Source organism: Streptomyces californicus (genome assembly GCF_000717645.1).
Classification (GTDB): Bacteria; Actinomycetota; Actinomycetes; order Streptomycetales; family Streptomycetaceae; genus Streptomyces; species Streptomyces californicus.
On sequence record NZ_JNZZ01000014.1, the window covers coordinates 39,310 to 57,443 of the forward strand.

Genomic DNA, 18,134 nt, shown 5'->3' on the forward strand with positions numbered 1-18,134 from the left:
CCCCCTATTGGTCAGATCGACACTAAGTCGCTGAACTCTGCTGTCTCCGAGGTTCGCTCTGCGATGCTGGAGGTCGATCGAGAGGGGCCGCAGCGATGCAGTGGAAGATCCACGGGGAACGTCCGATCTACGAGAACAGCTGGGTGAACCTGTGGCTCACCGACGTCGAGACGCCGGACGGGAACCGCTGGGAGCACCACGTCGTCAAGCTCCGGCACCTGGCCGTAGCCGCCGTCGTCAACGAGCGACGCGAGGTGCTGATGATGTGGCGGCACCGCTTCATCACGGACGCCTGGGCGTGGGAGCTGCCTATGGGGCTGGTGGAGGAGGGCGAGACGCCGGCCGATGCGGCGGCCCGTGAGGTGCTGGAGGAGACCGGCTGGCGGCCCGGCCCGATCACACCCCTCATCTACGCCGAGCCTGCCAACGGCATCACCGACTCCCAGCACCACGTCTTCCGGGCCGACGGAGCGACGTACGAGGGCCCGCCGACCGAGAAGAACGAATCGGACCGGATCGAGTGGATCCCGCTGGCCGACGTGCGGGGCATGATCGACCGGCGCGAGATCGTCAGCAGTGGCTCCCTCGTCGGGCTGCTCTACGTCCTCATGGACGAGGCGATCCGCTGATCTGGCGGGGCAGCGCTTCCCGGAGCCGGGACTCGAACGCCACCGCGGCCGGTTCACGGCGGAAGGGCTCCAGCTGTTCGTGGAACTCCCGGAGGTGGCCGGCGACTCGTTGCGAGCTGACGGCCGCCGCCGGGGCCAGGGCGTCCATGGCCGTGTGGCACGCCTCGTCGATTTTGCCGCGTTGGAGCTGGGTGCGGGCGAGCCAGAAAGCGTGGAAGGCGCGGCCTCGGTGATTCGTCTGGTGTTCTCGGCGCAGAGCGTCCGCAATCAGGGGTTCGGCGAAGGCGGCTTCGCCCAGGCGGCCGTGCGCGATACCGGTGTCCACGATCAGCTTCGGCTCGTCGAAGTAGGCGACCCAGGCCGGATCCGGATCACCGGTGCTGATCCGTCCGAAGTGGGTATGCGCTTCCGAGATCGCGGTGTGGGTCGCGCCGTGATTGCCGAGGGTGGCGTGGGCGAAGGCTTCGCGCATCGCGAGCATGGCCAGCACGCGCGGTGTCGTCCCCGCGGCCGTTCGGGCTTGGTCCTGGGCGGCCGTGACGAGTGCGAGGGCGTCGCCGGGCTTGTCCTGGTAAGTGGCCTGGAGGCTCATGCAGGCGAGGACGTTGGCCATGAACTGGCGGTCATCGATGGCCTTGGCCAGGCCGAGGGATTCGGTGAAGTAGGCACATGCCTGGTGGTACTGGCGGGCGTCGAAGTAGGTCCATCCGGTGAGTCGGGCAAGTTCGGCCGCGATGCTGTACAGGCCGTCCCGCAGAGGAGCCGGCCGCTGCTCCTTGAGGAGATCGACGACGTAGCGGAGCTGGCCGACGACCGCCGGTCGTAAGGTCTCGCCACCGTGCTCGTCGTCCCGGCGCCAGTAGTCCGCGATCGACGAGTGCAGCGCTTCCAGCGTCGACGGGCTGAGGTCCCGATCGGCCGCCAGGGCGAGAATGCTGTCGACGTCCGCCCCCGGCAGTCCGGCGACAAGCGGCTCGACGGCTGAAGCCGGTACCTCGGCCGGTTCGCGGGGCGTGACCGTCAGGCTGGGTGGCGTCTCCCAAGAGCGTCGGGCGAGGCCGAGCATGTGTCCGGGGATGCGCAATCCGTCCGAGATCCGTTCGATCACATCCATGTGCAGCAGCTGTCGCCGTCCGGCGATCACCTCGCCCACGCGGCTCGGGGTCAGGTCGCAGCGTCGCGCGATCATCGATGGATAGATGCCTGCTCGTGCCTTGACCAGCTGAAAGATGCGGCCGAAGTCTCTGGCCTGGCATGCCTCGATCATCATTGGGTCCGTGAGCAGGCTGACCGGGAGTTCCTTCGAGCGAGATGGCTCGGGCATCGGGCACGCTCCGGCATGAGGACTACGGATCGCTGCACTTGGTCAACCGAGGGTGATGTTACCCAAGTTGGGTAATCCGCTTGGCCTTTCTGGCCGGGTCCGTGGATCGCGATGCTCCTGGCCATGGCGAACAGACAGGACGACGTACGGATGACGTTGCGGGTCTCCCACGACTCCGGCCAGACGTGGGGGCCTCTCACGGAGGTACGCGTGGGCGAGGACCCGGTGGTCCCGGAGAATCCGGGTCGCTACCCGCCCTGCGTCTGCCCCCGCTGCTCGCAGCAGGCCCGAAATGCCGTCGGGTCCTTCCGGATGGTGTCGTGATGCGTTGCGTGCACTGGCGCCGAGTGCCCCTCAACCTGGCACGGGAAGCGCGGGAGCAGTCGGCCGCCCCGTACGTCGACAAAGCGGTGCAGTGCCAGCTGTCCGCGCACGACGAGGGTGAGCACTTCGGTCTCCTCACCGACGCCGGGACGTACGGGACCGCGCTGTGGCTCCGCTGGCACGGGACGGACGAAGCGGAACTTGTCGTGCTGCCGGACTGCCCGGTGGTCGCCCCGGGTCCTGACGGTGAGGGCTGCTGTCTGTTCGCCGACCACGCCATGCAGCACACCTGGGAAGACGACCTGGAGGAGGTCTCGTGCACCAGCTGATCGCGAGCCCGCGCAAGACCCGGCGCCCTCGCTCGCCTCGCAACGAACAGTGCGGGGACTGCGGTGGCAGCGGCGCCAACTCGTCCGGCAAGACCTGCGGCACCTGTAACGGGCTGGGCGAGATCCACTGCCGCGCCGGCCGCCAGACGTCCCGTGTGCTGTCCCGCTCCGTGATCCGGAAGGAGGGCCACCGATGGCCCACGCTCTGATCGCCTCCCCGTTCCTCGACGGACACCTTCTCCTCAAGCCGGGAGCAAGGGCCGGCGCCCGAATCTCGGCCGACCACTTTGAGGGCCTGTGCCAGGCCGCTGCCGACGGTGAGTCGCTTCCCGCCTGGGCGGTGCAGGCCGCCGCCGACGTGTGGGGCCTGGACCTGGGCGGCCGACCCGTGCAGGGCACGGTGCTGGTGCGTGAGCCGTCCGCGTACGGCTACTGCCGGGCCTCCTGGGAGATCAACCTCGGCTGCAACTTCGGCTGCAAGCACTGCTACCTCGGCGAGCGACCCTTCTCCGGCCTCGGCTGCGAGGACAAGGTGCGGCTGCTGGACATCATGCGCGAGGCCGGTGTCCTCTGGCTCCAGATCACCGGCGGCGAGCCCACCATGGATCCCCACTTTCAAGGTGCCTACCGGTACGCCTGGCAGGCCGGGATGATGCTCACCATCTCCACCAACGGCTCGCTGCTCTGGCGACCTGAGCTCCTCAAGCTCTTCCGGGACTGCCCGCCGTACCGACTGGTGGTCAGCATGTACGGGGCGAGCGAGGAGTCCTTCGACACGCTCACCCAGCGCCGCGGGGCGTGGAAGGCGTTCCGGCGCGGCATGGACGCCGCCCGTGAGGCGGGGCTTCCGCTGCGTATCAACGTCGTGGTGACCGAGGACAACGCCTCCGAGGCCGACGAGATGGCCGCCATCGCCGACGAGTGGAACGTCGAGAACCACGCGTACACGAACATGACGCCCACGATCTACGGCGGCGGAGAGCCGCTACTTGCCCAGTCCGCCGCCCACCTGCGGCAGCGCAAGCCGTTCGCCGGCTGCAACGCGGGACACACCTTCTTCCACGCCGACCCGCACGCCAAGGTCTCGATCTGCAAGGTCGGCCGCGACGACCAGATCGACCTCATGGCCGAAGGCATCGACGGCCTCACCCGGCTCGGCGCCATCGCCGACCGCCTCATGCTTCGCACCGGAGGGTGCGAGGGCTGCGCCCTGTCCGGCACCTGCCGGGTCTGCCGCCCCCTGGCCAAGCACTACCAGGAGGCGAAGGCGCCGCTGCACAGCTACTGCCAGCACGGAGACAAGGAGAACGCCTCATGACCCCGCCCGTACCGGTGACCATCCTCCCCGGCCCGCCGGCCTCGGCCCGCCGCGCGGCCCCGCCCGTCGCGACCGCGTCGATCACCGCCGTCCAGGACCTCGACGTGATCGTAGAGAGCGCGGAGTGCTCCTGCGACGCCGGTGACGACAACCCCCACTGACCGACACGATCCGGTCAACTCCGTTCAGGCCCCGGCGTGCTCGCGTCGGGGCCTGAGCCCTGGCCGGCTCACCGTTAGGGTGCCGCTCATGTTCTTCCGCTGGGACTGGCTCCGGCCCCAACTGACCGTGCCGATCGTGCCGACCCTCGGTCCCGTCCACCCCGACGCCCTGACCGTCAGCGTGTTCGAGGACATCCTGCGAGCGGCCGACACGGGTGACTTCCTGCCCTACGACAAGGACCGGCGCTGGGGCGGCGAGAAGGACGAGAAAGTCCTCCGCGAGGACGTGGTTCACCAGCCCGAGCACACTCTCATCCCCACCCTGAGTCGGCGTGGACGCGGCACTGTGAAGGTCTTCGCCTACGGGCTTCGCGACACCGTCGTGGATGAGGCCGCCGAGCTGGCCGCGAAGCTCGCCTCCACGCGCGACGTGGCGGGCGCCCGGATCGTACGCCCTCTCGGTCCCGAGACCGCACACCCGCGTGGCACCCGCATCCAGCTGAAGGACTTCACCGTCCGCCCTTGCCCCGCCCCGGACGGCTCCGTCCGCCCCATCACCGCCTGGCCGACCACCGTGCAGACGACGTTCGCCCCGTTCGCCGAGACGATGGCCGCCCACGGCCTGGCCTTCCTCCACACTCAGATGCTGGCCGGCACATGCGGCCCGGTCCTCACCGCAGCCGTCGAGCGCCGCATCGTGGGCGCGATCGGCCCCATGGAGGTGCTCCCCGATGCCCTTGGACGCCACCAGCTCATGCCCCAATACTTCGCCGTCCTCCCCGAGGTCCGGGGCCGGGGCCTGGGGCGCGTCCTGTGGCGGGCCGCCATGTGCTGGGGGCAATTTCACGGCGCCGACTACCAACTCCTCCAAACAGAGGTCGAAGGCCCCTCAGACCGGCTGTGCCGAGCCGAAGGGCTGACATCCCTCGGCTTCAGTCACACCACTCAGGCGTGACTGTGGAGGGAAGACGACTGGACGACTACCTCGGGCCGACAAGGTTGCTGTACTTCACTGCTGTACGGGCAACACGAGAGGCCCCCGGGATTTCTCCCGGGGGCCTTCGGCCTGCTGTGCACTCGGCAGGATTCGAACCTGCAACCTTCTGATCCGTAGTCAGATGCTCTATCCGTTAAGCTACGAGTGCTTGGCGTTCCGGGCTTTTTTCTTCCCGGTCGGCGTTGCGAGAACAACATTACATGACCTGCGCCGTGACGCGAAATCCATTAGTCCTACCGGCCCTGACCTGCGGAAACAGCTCCTCAGGGTGCTTCTCGGCCATGCTCGCCGCCTTCGCCCCGGCCCTCCGTCCGTCTGGCCGACGATCATCTCCGGGCCGGAACGGCCGAAGCCCCGTGCCAGGGGCACGGGGCTTCGGGGTGGAGCGGAGGCGGAGGGATTTGAACCCTCGATGGGCTTTAAGACCCAAACCGCATTAGCAGTGCGGCGCCATAGACCGGACTAGGCGACGCCTCCTCCGCACGCCTCGCGCGGACGCGAGTGGTGCGTGCAGATGATGACACAGTCGAACGCCGTGCCACCAATCGCGGCCCACGTTACTAGTCCTCAGGGGGCTGGGGCAAAGCAGTTCGGCGTGGTGGCGCAACGTCCCGGCGTGGCGCGCGTTAGAGAGGGGTGGGGGCCCCGGGTCTCCGTCCGCCGTCGCCTCCGTGAGTCGTCGCCGTCTCCGCGAGTCGCGGCGTCCGTCCGTCATCAGCCGTCGTCCGTCAGCCGCGTACGGGGTGGGTCCGCGATCGTCCATGACCGCCGCCCGTGATCGCCGCCCGCGGCCGGCCTCGCCGCAGAGATCCTGGAGCTTTTGCATGTTGCGCCGTCTCGCCCTCACCGCCGTCGTCCCGCTCGCCGCGCTCGCCACCGCCGTACCGGCGACCAGCGCCACCGCTTCCGGCCCCGAGTCCTTCGTGCCGGCGCCCTCCGCCGTGCCGACCTCCGGACCGTTCGCCGCCGCCCGGCCCGCCCTGGGGCCGCTGCCCATGCCGCTCCCGCTGCCCGGCTTCCTGGACGGCGGGGCGGGGACCGCGCCCGGCGAGGTGGACGAGGCCCGGACCCGGCTCACCGTGAGCGTCGAGAACACCGGCGTGCCCGGGGCCGACGGAACGTTCGAGCTGGAGTGCGGGCCCACCGGGGGTTCCCACCCCGAGGGGCAGGCCGCCTGCGACCGGCTGGCGGAGGCCGGGGCCACCCGGTCCGGGCGGCAGGAACTGTTCCGCGAGACCCCCGAGGGCACGATGTGCACGATGATCCACGGCGGCGACGCCTTCGCGCGCATCGTGGGCACCTGGGAGGGCCGGCGCGTGGACACCACCGCGACCCGTCGCGACGGCTGCGAGATCGCCCGGTGGAACGGCCTCGTCCCCGTGCTCCCGGACGTTCGCTAGCCGCGCGGGACGGCGGGCCCGGGGGGCCGGTAGGCCCGTCAACCGGTGGCCCCTTCGCCCGGCGCCTCCGCCCGCCGGTGAGCCCGTCAGCCGGTGGACGTCGGATCGGGGCGGCCGTCGCGTACGGACGCCTACCGAGTACGGGCTGCTGCCGAGACCGGTCGCCCACCGGGGTCGGCCGGGCGCGCACCGGACCCGGTGTTCGTGCCCCTCGTACCGATCCGGCGTTCGGGGCTCGTGTTCGGATCCCGTGTGAAGACGCGCGCCCCCGGAGCAACCCGGGGCGCTCCGGAAACTCCCCGCACGCCCCCTCACACCAAGGGTCGCGACTCGCGTCCGCGCACGTCACCAGGTGCGCGGACGCTCACGTCGGAGAGCCTCGGTCCGCACGGCGCGCACAGAACCTTGGTGAGAGCTCCCCCTCATCCGCCGCCCCCGGGTGCTCCCCTGGCCTTAGACTCCTGCAGTGACAGTCTGCGGCCCGAGGGGCAAGATGGGGCCCGCTGTCGGCAAGGTGCGGTAATCAGGGAGGAAGCGTCGTCGTGAGCAGCAGGCCGTCCCGAGGCACTGCTCGCCTCGCAGCCATACTCGATGCCCTCCCCGACGGGCTGCTGCTCGTCAACTGCAACGGCACCGTCGTCAACGCCAACGCCATCGCCCTCGAAATGTTCGAGACCCCGGGCGCCGCGCTCGTCGGTCGCGGGCTGCTCGATCTGCTGCCGGAGTTCGACTCCCGGCTGATCCCGGGCTCGATGCGCCGCCCCGAGACCACGGACGAGCACGGCAGGACCAAGCCGGCGCGGATGACCGCGCGGCGTACGGACCGCCACGAGTACCCGGTCGAGGTCACCAGCGCGAGCCTCGACAGCGGCCAGGCCGCGTACAACGACATCCACTCCAGCTACACCGGCGACGAGCTCCTCATGATCGTCGTACGGGACCTCTCCGGCACCGTGGACACCGAGGCGGAGCTGGCCCGTTCGCAACGGCAGACCGAGATGATCCTGCGGGCCGCTTCCGAGGGCGTCGTCGGCACGGACACCGACGGGCGCGTCGTCCTCGTCAACCCCGCCGCCGCGCAGATCCTCGGCTTCCGGGCCAGCGATCTCGGCGGACAGGAGCTGCACCCGCTGATCCTGCACTCGCGGGCGGAGGGCGAACCGTTCCCTTACGAGGAGTCCCCGCTCGCCGACACCCTCAAGTCGGGGCGCAAGCACCGGGTGCGCGGGCAGGTGCTGTGGTCCAAGAGCGGCGCACGGGTCCCGGTGGACCTGACGACCGCGCCGGTACGGGACGGGGACCAACTCGTCGGAGCGGTGATGACGTTCACCGACCGGCGTCCGTACGAGGAGTTGTCGGCACAGCACAGGAGCGTCGTCGCCGAGTTGACCGCGAGCCACGACGCCGAGGTCACCGCGCTCAAGGAGGCGCACACCGCCGAGCTGGAGGCGCTGAAGGAGGCGCACACCGCCGAGCTCGCCGACCGGAGTGAACGGTACGCCGCGGAGATCGAGGGCCAGGCCGAGCTGCTGGCGTCCCTGGGTGCCCAGCACGCCCAGCTCACGGCCGTCCTCGGGCGTTCGCTGCGCGGGCCGCTGGAGGAGCTGCGCGGCGAGCTGTCCGCGCTCGCCTCCGACCCGGCCGGTCAGCTGTGGCCCGAGGCCAACCAGATCCTGCACCACCTCGCCGCCGGGTACGCCCGGATGACCACGCTCGTCGACAACGTCCTGGGCTTCCAGCGCCTGGACGCGGGCGTGGAGGGGCTGCACAAGGCCCCCGCCCTGGTCGAGGGGATCGTGAAGGGCGGCATCGACGGCGCGGTCGAGCTGATCGGTCCGGGACGCGCCCAGTTCGCCGTGCACGCCCCGCCGATCGAGGCCGAGGTCGACGCGCGTCAGCTGGCCACCGCCATCGCCCACCTCGTCGCGGACGTCTGCGGCGTCGACGCCACGGGCAAGGCGCGGGCCGTCCCCGGGGGCGGATACGTCGACACCACCGTCGTCGTGGCCGCCGCCCAGCGCGGGGACGCCGTACGCATCGAGGTGCGCGGGCCCTACGCGGGTGGCGACCCGGTGCACGAGCCGCTCGTGCGCGGCATCGTCCGGGCGCACGGCGGGGTGCTCCAGACCCACGAGATGCCGGGGATGAGCGGCAGCGCGTACGTCCTCGACGTGCCCATCGGCGCGGCGTCCGGCACGATCGCGCCCCCGGTGGCGGACGGGGCGGGCCCGGCTCCCGAGCCCGCCGCCGCTCCGGCCGCCTCCTCGCCGTCCGAGGGCGTCGGCGCTCCCGGCGTCACCAGCGGCGGCCGCCGCCGGGCACGGCGGTCCTCCACCGACGCGTTCCTGGACGGCCCCGACGGTACGGCGGAGAGCATCGGCGACGACGCGACCGGCGCCGTGCCCGCCTCCCCCGACGACCGTCCGGACGCCGAGCCGACCGGACGGCGGCGGGCCCGCCGAGGGCCGGCCGCCTCCGAGGGGCAGGCCCCCGAACTGATCCCGGCCCAGCAGGGCGAGGGCTCAGGGCGTCGGCGCGGCCGTCCCAGTCCGGCCGAGGCGGCTCCCGCCCCCGGCACGGCCGCGGAAGGGCCCGCGGCCGCCGCGCCGGAGCAGCGGGAAGCTCAGCCGCGTCGGAGCGCGCTGGCCCTGGCCCCCGCTCCGTCCGCGTCCTCCGGTCCGTCCGCGCACCCCGGCTCCGCCGGGTCGTCCGCCTCCGCCGAACCCTCCTCGCCCGCCGGGCCGTCCGGGGGTGCTGCCGTCACCGGCACCGAGAACGCCCGGAGCACCGGCCGCCCGGAGCTCGGCCCGCCCGTTCCGCCCCAGGGGGCCCCGGCCGGTCCCCAGCAGGCCGTGCCGTCCCAGGGAGTCCCGACCGGCCCTCAGCAGCCCGTGCCGCCCCGGGGAGTCACCGCCGGCCCCCAGCAACCCGTTCCCCCGCAGGGGCTCCCGGTGGCCCCGGTCGACCCGCAGCAGCCCGTGCCGCCCACCGGGCGCCGGGCGCGTCGGGAGGGCGAGAACCTGGCCCTCCCCGCCCTCGCGTCCGGCAGCGGCGACGCCCCCGAGGACCGGCCGGGTCAGGAACCGTCCGCGCCCGGCCCTCAGCAGCCCGGGGGCAGGCGGGCCCGGCGCGCCCTGGCCGCCGCCCAGGAGCGCGCGGCCGCCGACGCCGGTCCGCGGACCGCCTTCGCCCTGCCGCCGGCCGACGCCGACCGCTCCCCGGGCGCGCCCGACGCCCCGGCGGGCCCCGACCACGGGACGAGCGCGCACCACGCGCGCACCGCACCGGAGGCCGGCTACACCCCGCCCCAGGCACACCCCATCGCCCCGCCGAACCTCGCCCCGCAGCCGAACGGCGCCCCGGCCCAGGGCACTCCCGCCCACGGGACCGCCCGCCACGGCGCGCCCGCCGCGCCTCACACCGTCGGCACACCGCCGCAGCCCGGGACGCCGGCCCCCGCCGCCGGGACGCCCGGCACCGGCGAACCGGCGACCCCGGGCGCGGCTCCGGACCACGCCGCGTGGGGCGACGACGCCGAGGGCGCCCGTACCGGCGCCGAGCACAGCCCCCGTACCGGCGTCGGCCCGACCGCGCACGCCACCGGGACCACGTCCGTCGCCGAACCGGCGGGGCACCCGGCCGACGGTGACGCAGGCGCCCCGGGCGCGCGGCGGCAGCCGCTGCCGGCCGAGGAGCGGATGCCGGAGGGCGTGCACCCCGACTCGACGCAGGGGCGGGCGTTCAGCGTGCGGACGCTCGGCCAGGGCGTGCCGTTCGCCCAGCATCTCGCACACCAGCAGAACCAGCCGTACCAGGGCGTCGGCGGGGCCGGCCGACGACGCAAGCTCGCCGCTCCGCCGGAGGACGACCGCGCCCCGGCCCGGCCCGGCGGCGGCCAGCAGGCACCGGACCTCCGGCCCGGCACCGGCCGACCGGCCCCGAACCAGGGGGCCGGCGCTCAGCAGCCTGGCGCTCAGCAGCCCGGCGCGCGGCAGGAACAGCCGGGCGGCGCCACCGCGCCCGCCTCCCCGCGCGGCACCGGGCAGAACCCGGACCAGCCCGGTCAGGACAAGGCGCAGGGCCCGTTCCCCGCGCAGGAGCCGACCGCCCCGGCTCGCTCGGGCCAGAGTCAGGGCCAGCCCGGTCAGCCCGGCCAGCCCGGTCAGAACGCCGCCACCGGCACCAGCACGGCCTACGGCGAGGGGCAGCTCATCGCGGCACCCGTCGCGGAGGGGCGCGCGTACGCGATAGGGGCGCCCGACGAGGGGGCCGAGGGGCCGGAGCCGCTGGACGGCCCCGGTGGCGCGGTCGAGGTCGCCAACCGGCCGCACCCGCAGCCGATGGACGACGAGCTGCCGCCCGAGCCGCTGGACAACCCGCGCCGGCTGCTGGTCTGGCCCGCCCCCGACGTACCGACGCAGCAGGCCCTCAGCGACCGCGGCTACCGTCCGGTGATCGTGAACTCCCGCGAGGAGGTCGACGCCCAGATCGCCGCGTTCCCCGCCGCGCTCTTCGTCGACCCGCTGACCGGGCCCATCACCCGTACCGCGTTGCAGTCGCTGCGCCAGGCGGCGGTGGCGGCCGAGGTTCCGGTGCTGGTCACCGCCGGTCTGGGGCAGGCGACCCGGGAAGCGGCGTACGGGGCCGACCCGGCCGTCCTCCTCAAGGCGCTGGCCCCGCGCGACAGCGAACAGCACCCTCCGCGCGTCCTCCTGATCGAGGAGCACGAGGAGATCGCGGCAGCCCTGACGCAGACGCTGGAGCGGCGCGGGATGCAGGTGGCGCGCGCGGCGGCGGACAGCGAGGCCGTCGAGCTGGCGGGCCGGATGCGGCCGAACCTCGTGGTGATTGACCTGATGCAGGTACGTCGTCGGCGCGCCGGGATCATCGACTGGCTGCGGGCCAACGGGCAGTTGAACCGCACCCCGCTGGTCGTCTACACCTCGGCCGGGATGGACCCGGCGGAGCTGCCGCGACTCGAATCGGGGGAGACCGTCCTCTTCCTCGCCGAGCGGTCCACCAGCGACGAGGTCCAGTCGCGGATCGTCGATCTGCTCGCGAAGATCGGCACCAACTGACCTCGCGCGGAACGCTGCTGGCGCTACGGGACGGGGCGGGGGCCGCTCAGAGCTGGGTGACGTCCAGCTCGCCCTCCGCGTACTGCCTGCGGATCACCTTCTTGTCGAACTTGCCGACGCTCGTCTTCGGCACCGCCGGAATCACCGACCAGCGCTCCGGCAGCTGCCACTTGGCGATGCCCTGCTCCGCGAGGAACGCCTTGAGCGCCTCGTAGTCGACGTCGGCGGCGCCCTCCTTGAGGACGACGGTCGCCAGCGGCCGCTCGCCCCACTTCTCGTCCGGCACGGCGACGACGGCCGCCTCCGCGACCTCCGGGTGGGCCATCAGCGCGTTCTCCAGCTCGACGCTGGAGATCCACTCGCCACCCGATTTGATGACGTCCTTGGCCCGGTCGGTGAGGGTGAGGTAGCCGTCGGTGCTGATCACGCCGACGTCGCCGGTCTTCAGCCAGCCGTCCTCGCTGAACTTGTCCTCGGGCCGCAGGTGCTCCCCGTCCGCCCCGCCGTAGTAGGCGGCGGCGATCCACGGGCCCCGGACCTCCAGCTCGCCGGCCGACGCGCCATCCCACGGCAGGTGCTCGCCTGCGGGGCCCACCAGCCGCGCCTCGACGCCGGCGGGGAAGCGGCCCTGGGTGACCCGGTAGGGCCACTGCTCCTCCTCGCCGAGACCGGCGGGCGGGTGGGCCATGGTGCCGAGCGGCGACGTCTCCGTCATGCCCCACGCGTGGCAGAGGCGGACGCCCAGCTTGTCGTACGCCTCCATCAGCGAGGGCGGACAGGCCGCGCCGCCGATGGTCACGTTGGCCATGGAGGTGAGGTCGCGCGGGTTGGCCGTGACCTCGGCGAGGAGGCCCTGCCAGATCGTGGGGACCGCCGCCGCGTGCGTGGGACGCTCGCGCTCGATCATGTCGGCGAGCGGGGCGGGCTGGAGGAAGCGGTCCGGCATGAGCATGTTGACGCCGCTCATGAACGTGGCGTGCGGAAGCCCCCACGCGTTCACATGAAACTGCGGGACCACGACCAGGGTCGTGTCCTTGTCGGTGAGCCCCATCGACTCGGTCATGTTGACCTGCATCGAGTGCAGGTAGATCGAGCGGTGCGAGTAGACGACGCCCTTGGGGTCGCCCGTGGTGCCGGAGGTGTAACACATGGCCGCCGCCTGGCGTTCGTCCAGCTCCGGCCAGTCGAACGTGGTGAGCCGCCCCGCGATCAGCTCCTCGTACTCGTGCACGCGGGGGGTGACGCCGGCGAGGGCCGAACGGTCGCCGGGGCCGGAGACGACCACGTGCTCGATGCTCGGCAGGTGCGGCAGCAGCGGCACGAGAAGCGGAAGCAGCGAACCGTCCGCGATGACGACCTTGTCGTCCGCGTGGTTGACGATCCAGGCGAGCTGCTCGGCGGGCAGTCGGAGGTTGAGGGTGTGGAGAACGGCACCCATGGAGGGAATGGCGAGGTAGGCCTCGACGTGGACCGAGTTGTTCCACATGAGAGTGGCGATCCGCTGGTCGCCGTCGACGCCCAGCTCGTCGCGGAGGGCGTTGGCCAGCCGGGTGGCGCGCTCCCCGATCTCGGCGAAGGTGACACGGTGCGGCTCGGGTTCGCCGGTCCAGGTCGTGACCTGCGACTTCCCGTGGATCGTCATCCCGTGGTGCAGGATGCGGGTGACAGTCAGCGGTACGTCCTGCATGGTGCTCAGCACGGGCGTCCTCCCGGGGGCGCTACGCGGCGGTAGGTGTGCGCTGATTCTGCGCACATACCACGCGGTATGTCACTACTCGCGGGAAAAAATTCCTGTCCGGGACCGTGTGACGCCTTCTGGGGCGGATCGCAGCAGCCGATGGGTCGGGGCCGATGAATCGGGGCCGGGGCAATCACAGCCGATGGGTCGGGGCTGACGGATCGGGGCCGGCGGACCGCGGTCGACGGATCACCGTCAACGGGTCCGCCTCGGCGGCCCGCCGCACCGGTCTCAGCGCACCGGCGTCAGCTCCGGGTCCTCGCGGAGCTTGCCGAGGGCGCGGGAGACGGCGCTCTTGACCGTACCGATCGACACGCCCAGCACTTCCGCCGTCTGGGCCTCGCTCAGGTCCTCGTAGTAGCGCAGCACGACCATCGCGCGCTGGCGGTCCGGGAGCTTGAGCACCGCCCGCCACATCGCGTCGTGCAGCGCCTGCTGCTCGGCCGGGTCGGGTGCCGGGGCGGTCTCCCGCTCGGGCAGCTCCTCACAGGCGAACTCGTCGACCTTGCGCTTGCGCCACTGCGAGGTGCGGGTGTTCAGCAGCGCCCGCCGGACGTAGCCGTCCAGCGCCCGGTGGTCCTCGATCCGCTCCCACGCCACGTACGTCTTGGCGAGCGCGGTCTGCAGCAGGTCTTCCGCGTCGCACGGGTTCGCGGTGAGCGAGCGCGCGGTACGGAGCAGGACCGGGCCCCGGGCCCGTACGTACGAGGTGAACGACGCGTACGGGGCGTGGGCGGCGGCGGTGGCAGAGGCTGCCCTGGAGGCGCCCGTGCAGACTGGCGTGGTCATGTACTCCACGCTAGGAGCGGGGGCCGCCGAGGGGATCGCCCCCAGGTCCCGAAGCCCCGTCCGCCTCAGGTTGTAGGGGGCGGACGCCCTCCACCTCCTCCAGGTGGACGAGGCCGCGCACCGCCGTCAGGGTCGGCCCCCGATACCGTCAGGGTCCGTCCCCGACCGCCAGGGTCCGAACGCCGTCGACCGCCGGGGTCAGAACGCCGCCGGTCGCCGGGACCGCGCGCCGCCGACCAGCCCGAGACCACCGGAGGCCTGAACGCCGTCGATCGCCGGCGCCAGAACGCCGCCGGCCCGCCCGTGTCCGCCGGGCCCGGACGCCGCGCGCTCAGCCGTCCGCGCCGAGCACCAGGCCCGACGTCGGGACGCCCGTACCCGCCGTGACCAGGGTTCTCGCCGCCCCCGCCACCTGGTTCACCGAGGTCCCCCGGATCTGCCGGACGGCCTCGGCGATGCCGTTCATCCCGTGGAGGTACGCCTCCCCCAACTGCCCCCCGTGCGTGTTCAGGGGCAGGGCGTCCGCCGCGACGAACGCCCCTCCCTCGCCGGGTCCGCAGAAGCCGAACTCCTCCAACTGCATCAGGACGAACGGCGTGAAGTGGTCGTACAGGATGCCCACGTCGATATCGGCCGGGGACAGCCCGGAGCTGCGCCAGAGCTGCCGGGCGACCACGGCGGTCTCCGGCAGGCCGGTGAGCCCGTCCCGGTAGTAGCTCGTCATCTGCTCCTGCGAGCGGCCCGCGCCCTGCGCCGCCGCGACGACGACGGCGGGCGGCCGGGGCAGGTCGCGGGCGCGCTCGACGCTGGTGACGACGAGGGCCTGACCCCCGTCCGTCTCCTGGCAGCAGTCCAGCAGCCGCAGCGGGTCCACGATCCAGCGGGACGCGGCGTGGTCGGCGAGCGTGATCGGCTTGCCGTGGAAGTACGCCGCCGGGTTCCGAGCCGCGTGCCGCCGGTCGAGCACCGCCACGTGCCCGAAGACCTCGGGGCCGAGGCCGTACGCGTGCAGGTAGCGCCGGGCCGCCATCGCCACCCAGGAGGCCGGGGTGAGCAGCCCGTACGGGAGGTTCCAGCCCAGCGCCGCGCCTTCGGCGGTGGGCTCGCGCCGCTGGACGCCGGAGCCGAAGCGGCGGCCGGAGCGTTCGTTGAAGGCCCGGTAGCAGACGACGACGTCCGCGATCCCGGTCGCCACCGCGAGGGCGGCCTGCTGCACGGTGGCGCAGGCCGCGCCGCCGCCGTAGTGGATACGGGAGAAGAACGACAGCTCGCCGATGCCGGCCGCCTGGGCGACGGTGATCTCGGGGCTGGTGTCCATGGTGAAGGTGACGAGTCCGTCCACGTCGGCGGGGGTGAGGCCCGCGTCGTCGAGGGCGGCGCGGACGGCCTCGACGGCGAGCTTCAGCTCGCTGCGGCCGGAGTCCTTGGAGAACTCCGTGGCCCCGATGCCGACGATCGCCGCTCTTCCGCCGAGCGAGTCGGCCCTGCGGACGCTCATGCTCCGGTCCTTTTGGCGGATGGTTCCGGGAGCGTCACGGCGACCGTGCCGGTGACGTGGCGGCCGATGCCGTTGCCGCCGGTGACCTGGACGACCGCCTCGATCGCCTCGACCGCGTCGACCACCTCGTCCGATGACGTGTCGGCCGAGGACGCGCCGCCCGAGGACGCGTCGGCCGTCCGCAGCTCGGTGATGCGGCCGGTCAACCGCAGCACGTCACCGGGGTAGTTGGGCGCGCCGAGCCGGATCGCGACCTTGCGGAGGACGGCGGTGGGGCCGAAGTGGTCGGTGATGTAGCGGCCGACGAGACCGTTGGTGGTGAGGATGTTCATGAAGATGTCGGGGGAGCCCTTCTCCCGGGCCGATGCGGCGTCGTGGTGGACGTCCTGGTAGTCGCGCGAGGCGATGGCCCCGGCGACGATCAGGGTCCGGGTCACCGGGATCTCCAGGGGCGGCAGTTCGTCGCCCACGCGGTACGGGGGCGTCACGACGTCTCCCCCGGTCGGCTGTCGGCCAGCAACCGTCCCAGTTCCTCCAGGACTTCGCCGCCGCAGCCGAGGTACGCGTCGAGTTGGCGGCCCCAGAGGAAGTGCCGGTGGACGGGATGGTCGAGGTCGGCCCCGGTGCCGCCGTGCAGGTGCTGCCCCGCGTGGACGACCCGCTTGCCCGCCTCCGAGGCCCACCAGGCGGCGGTGAGCGCCTGTGCCTCGTACGCCCTCCGCTCGTCGTACCGCCAGGCCGCCTCGTACGCGGTGATCCGGATCGCCTCGGTGTCCATGTGGGCGTCGGCGGCGCGGAGCTGGACGCCCTGGTGGGTGGAGAGGGGCCGCCCGAACTGTTCGCGGGTGACGGTGTGGTGGACGGCCCGCGCGAGGGAGCCCGCGCACACCCCGGCCTGGAGTCCGGCGAAGGCGGTACGGGTGAGGGCGAGGACCGACGCGTACGTTTCCGGCCCGTTCCCCAGGCGCTCCCCGCGTACGCCATCGAGAACCAGCCGTCCCGCCGACCAGGGCGCGGTCGTCTCCACCGGTTCGACGGTGACGCCCGGCGCGCCCGTGTCCACGAACCACAGGGCCCGTCCGGCGTCCGCCACCAGCACCAGGGTGGCGTCGCGCAGCCAGGGCACCCAGGGCACGGCCCCGTACAGCGCCCCGTCCGTCAGGTGTACGCCGCCCCGGTCCGGGAACGCGCCCGTCGCCACCGCCGTACCGTCGCGCAGCCCCGGCGACAGGCGCTCGCGCTGCTCGGCCGTACCGTGCGCGGCGACCGCGAGCAGCCCGTACGCGCAGGTCGCCGCGAACGGGACCTGGGCGGTCGTCCGGCCCTGCTCCTCCAGGAGGAGGACGAGGCCGAGCAGTCCGACGTCCTCGACGGCGGCGGGCAGACCCGCCGCACACAGCTCCTTCCACAGTGCGGCGTCCGTCCCCGTCCCGGCGGCCGTCAACCGCTCGTGCGTGGACAGATCGCCGAAGATCCGCGCGGCCAGTCCCTGTGCGGCCGCCTGTTCCTCGCTCGGGGTGAAGTCCATCTCAACCGCTTTCGCTCGCCCGGAAGACCGGCAGTTCGAGTTCGGGATCCGCCACGAGGAACTCCAGGTGCACGGGCATGCCGACGCGGACCCGGTCGTACGGCACACCGATCACGTTGCTGACGATCCGGACGCCCTCGGCCAGCTCGACCAGCGCGACGGCGTACGGTCCGCCGTCGCCGTCCGGCGCGAAGGCGGGGAACGGCGGGTGGTGCATGACGACATGGCTGAAGACCGTGCCCTCGCCGCTCGCCTCCACGGTGTCCCACTCCGCGCCGCCGCAGGTGTTGCAGCCGGGCAGCCAGGGAAAGCGGAGGCTCGCGCAGTCGGTGCAGCGCTGGATGAGGAGCCGGTGTTCGGCGACCCCGGCCCAGAAGCCGGCGTTGTCGCGATTGACCACGGGCCGGGGGCGGGCGGGCGCTTTCCGCTCCGCGTCCTCATTCCGTCGCGCGGGGCGGTACTTGAGGATGCGGAAGCGGTGCGTCCCGGCGAGTTCGCCCTCGGCGTGCACGTCCGTGCGGGTGGTGACGAAGTACCCGGTGCCGAGAGCGGTCGTCTTGCGCGGGGAGACGGACTCGATGACGGTGTCGAAGGTGATCCGGTCGCCGGGGCGCAGCGGCCGAAGGTACTCCTGCTCGCAGTCGGTCGCGACGACGGAGGTGCAGCCGGCGCCGTCGAGCAGCGCGAACATCTCGTCGTACGCGGCGGAGCGGCCGGTGCCGGCCGGGTGGCCGCTCAGCCCGCCCATCGTCCACGCCTGGAGCATGGTGGGCGGGGCGGTGGCGGCGGGCCCCCGGTAGGCGGGCGAGGTGTCGCCCATCGCCTCGCACCAGTGGCGGATCATCGGAAGGTTGACCGGGTCCCTGCCGCTGCCTCCGGTGGCGGCGGCGCGGCCTTCGTAGGCGCGGAGAAGGGCGTGCAGCCGGTCCGCTTCGGGGGCGGGCTCGGTGGGGGGTGCCGGGGCGGGCTCGGTAGGGGGCTCGGTGGCCGGCTCCCGAGCTGACTCGGTGGCGGCCTCCGG

15 protein-coding genes and 2 tRNA genes are annotated in these 18,134 nt (G+C 72.8%); 8 read left to right on the plus strand and 9 right to left on the minus strand.

The features are described from left to right. Positions 1-95 precede the first annotated feature (95 nt). On the plus strand, positions 96-629 hold the full coding sequence (locus IF19_RS0119005) for an NUDIX hydrolase (RefSeq protein ID WP_030115012.1): 534 nt from the start codon (positions 96-98) through the stop codon (positions 627-629). On the opposite strand, the gene IF19_RS0119010 is transcribed toward IF19_RS0119005, so the two are convergent. Next, complete coding sequence (locus IF19_RS0119010; protein ID WP_030115013.1) at positions 607-1,953, minus strand: NsdA family TPR-like regulatory protein; 1,347 nt, start codon at positions 1,951-1,953, stop codon at positions 607-609. The genes IF19_RS0119005 and IF19_RS0119010 overlap by 23 nt on opposite strands. A gap of 123 nt (positions 1,954-2,076) precedes the next feature. Here IF19_RS0119010 and IF19_RS0119015 point away from each other — a divergent pair, with 123 nt between their 5' ends. The 5 genes from IF19_RS0119015 (at position 2,077) to IF19_RS0119040 (ending at position 5,040) form a co-directional block, all read left to right on the plus strand. Continuing rightward, the gene (locus IF19_RS0119015; protein WP_032747607.1) at positions 2,077-2,277 is read left to right on the plus strand and encodes a hypothetical protein; all 201 of its coding nucleotides are present in this window, start codon (positions 2,077-2,079) and stop codon (positions 2,275-2,277) included. A gap of 23 nt (positions 2,278-2,300) precedes the next feature. Further along, positions 2,301-2,606, plus strand: a complete 306-nt coding sequence (locus IF19_RS0119020; RefSeq protein ID WP_418952938.1) for a hypothetical protein — start codon at positions 2,301-2,303, stop codon at positions 2,604-2,606. 193 nt (positions 2,607-2,799) lie between these two features. Further along, positions 2,800-3,924 (plus strand): radical SAM protein, encoded by a 1,125-nt coding sequence (locus tag IF19_RS0119030; protein ID WP_030276488.1) that lies wholly within the window; start codon positions 2,800-2,802, stop codon positions 3,922-3,924. Continuing rightward, positions 3,921-4,085, plus strand: coding sequence for a hypothetical protein (locus tag IF19_RS1000000137720; RefSeq protein WP_162952559.1), 165 nt, complete (start codon positions 3,921-3,923; stop codon positions 4,083-4,085). Before IF19_RS0119030 ends, IF19_RS1000000137720 begins: the two co-directional genes overlap by 4 nt. Positions 4,086-4,173: 88 nt before the next feature. Next, positions 4,174-5,040, plus strand: coding sequence for a GNAT family N-acetyltransferase (locus IF19_RS0119040; protein ID WP_030115019.1), 867 nt, complete (start codon positions 4,174-4,176; stop codon positions 5,038-5,040). 117 nt (positions 5,041-5,157) lie between these two features. Here IF19_RS0119040 and IF19_RS0119045 read toward each other — a convergent pair. Further along, positions 5,158-5,230 (minus strand) — tRNA-Arg (locus tag IF19_RS0119045). Between the two features lie 238 nt (positions 5,231-5,468). Next, a tRNA-Ser gene (locus IF19_RS0119050) sits at positions 5,469-5,559 on the minus strand. Positions 5,560-5,906: 347 nt separating this feature from the next. Here IF19_RS0119050 and IF19_RS0119055 point away from each other — a divergent pair. Both IF19_RS0119055 and IF19_RS1000000135440 read left to right on the plus strand, forming a co-directional pair. After that, positions 5,907-6,482, plus strand: coding sequence for an SSI family serine proteinase inhibitor (locus tag IF19_RS0119055; protein WP_030115020.1), 576 nt, complete (start codon positions 5,907-5,909; stop codon positions 6,480-6,482). 542 nt (positions 6,483-7,024) lie between these two features. Further along, positions 7,025-11,560 carry a PAS domain-containing protein gene (locus tag IF19_RS1000000135440; protein ID WP_050493839.1) on the plus strand — a complete coding sequence of 1,512 codons (4,536 nt, stop codon included), beginning with the start codon at positions 7,025-7,027 and terminating at the stop codon, positions 11,558-11,560. 46 nt (positions 11,561-11,606) lie between these two features. Here the strand turns inward: IF19_RS1000000135440 and IF19_RS0119065 are convergent, their stop codons facing one another. The 6 genes from IF19_RS0119065 to IF19_RS0119090 form a co-directional block, all read right to left on the minus strand. Continuing rightward, complete coding sequence (locus IF19_RS0119065) at positions 11,607-13,259, minus strand: long-chain fatty acid--CoA ligase (protein WP_030115024.1); 1,653 nt, start codon at positions 13,257-13,259, stop codon at positions 11,607-11,609. A gap of 270 nt (positions 13,260-13,529) precedes the next feature. After that, the gene (locus IF19_RS0119070) at positions 13,530-14,087 is read right to left on the minus strand and encodes a SigE family RNA polymerase sigma factor (protein ID WP_030115025.1); all 558 of its coding nucleotides are present in this window, start codon (positions 14,085-14,087) and stop codon (positions 13,530-13,532) included. A gap of 331 nt (positions 14,088-14,418) precedes the next feature. Continuing rightward, positions 14,419-15,585: a lipid-transfer protein gene (locus IF19_RS0119075; RefSeq protein WP_030276496.1), complete on the minus strand. Its 1,167-nt coding sequence runs from the start codon at positions 15,583-15,585 to the stop codon at positions 14,419-14,421. Continuing rightward, positions 15,582-16,073, minus strand: coding sequence for a hotdog family protein (locus IF19_RS0119080; RefSeq protein WP_030115029.1), 492 nt, complete (start codon positions 16,071-16,073; stop codon positions 15,582-15,584). The genes IF19_RS0119075 and IF19_RS0119080 overlap by 4 nt, the downstream gene beginning before the upstream one ends. Continuing rightward, positions 16,070-17,113 (minus strand): acyl-CoA dehydrogenase family protein, encoded by a 1,044-nt coding sequence (locus IF19_RS0119085; protein ID WP_030115030.1) that lies wholly within the window; start codon positions 17,111-17,113, stop codon positions 16,070-16,072. The genes IF19_RS0119080 and IF19_RS0119085 overlap by 4 nt, the downstream gene beginning before the upstream one ends. 1 nt (position 17,114) lies before the next feature. Beyond that, positions 17,115-18,035, minus strand: a complete 921-nt coding sequence (locus IF19_RS0119090) for a bifunctional MaoC family dehydratase N-terminal/OB-fold nucleic acid binding domain-containing protein (protein WP_032791904.1) — start codon at positions 18,033-18,035, stop codon at positions 17,115-17,117. Positions 18,036-18,134: the final 99 nt, after the last annotated feature.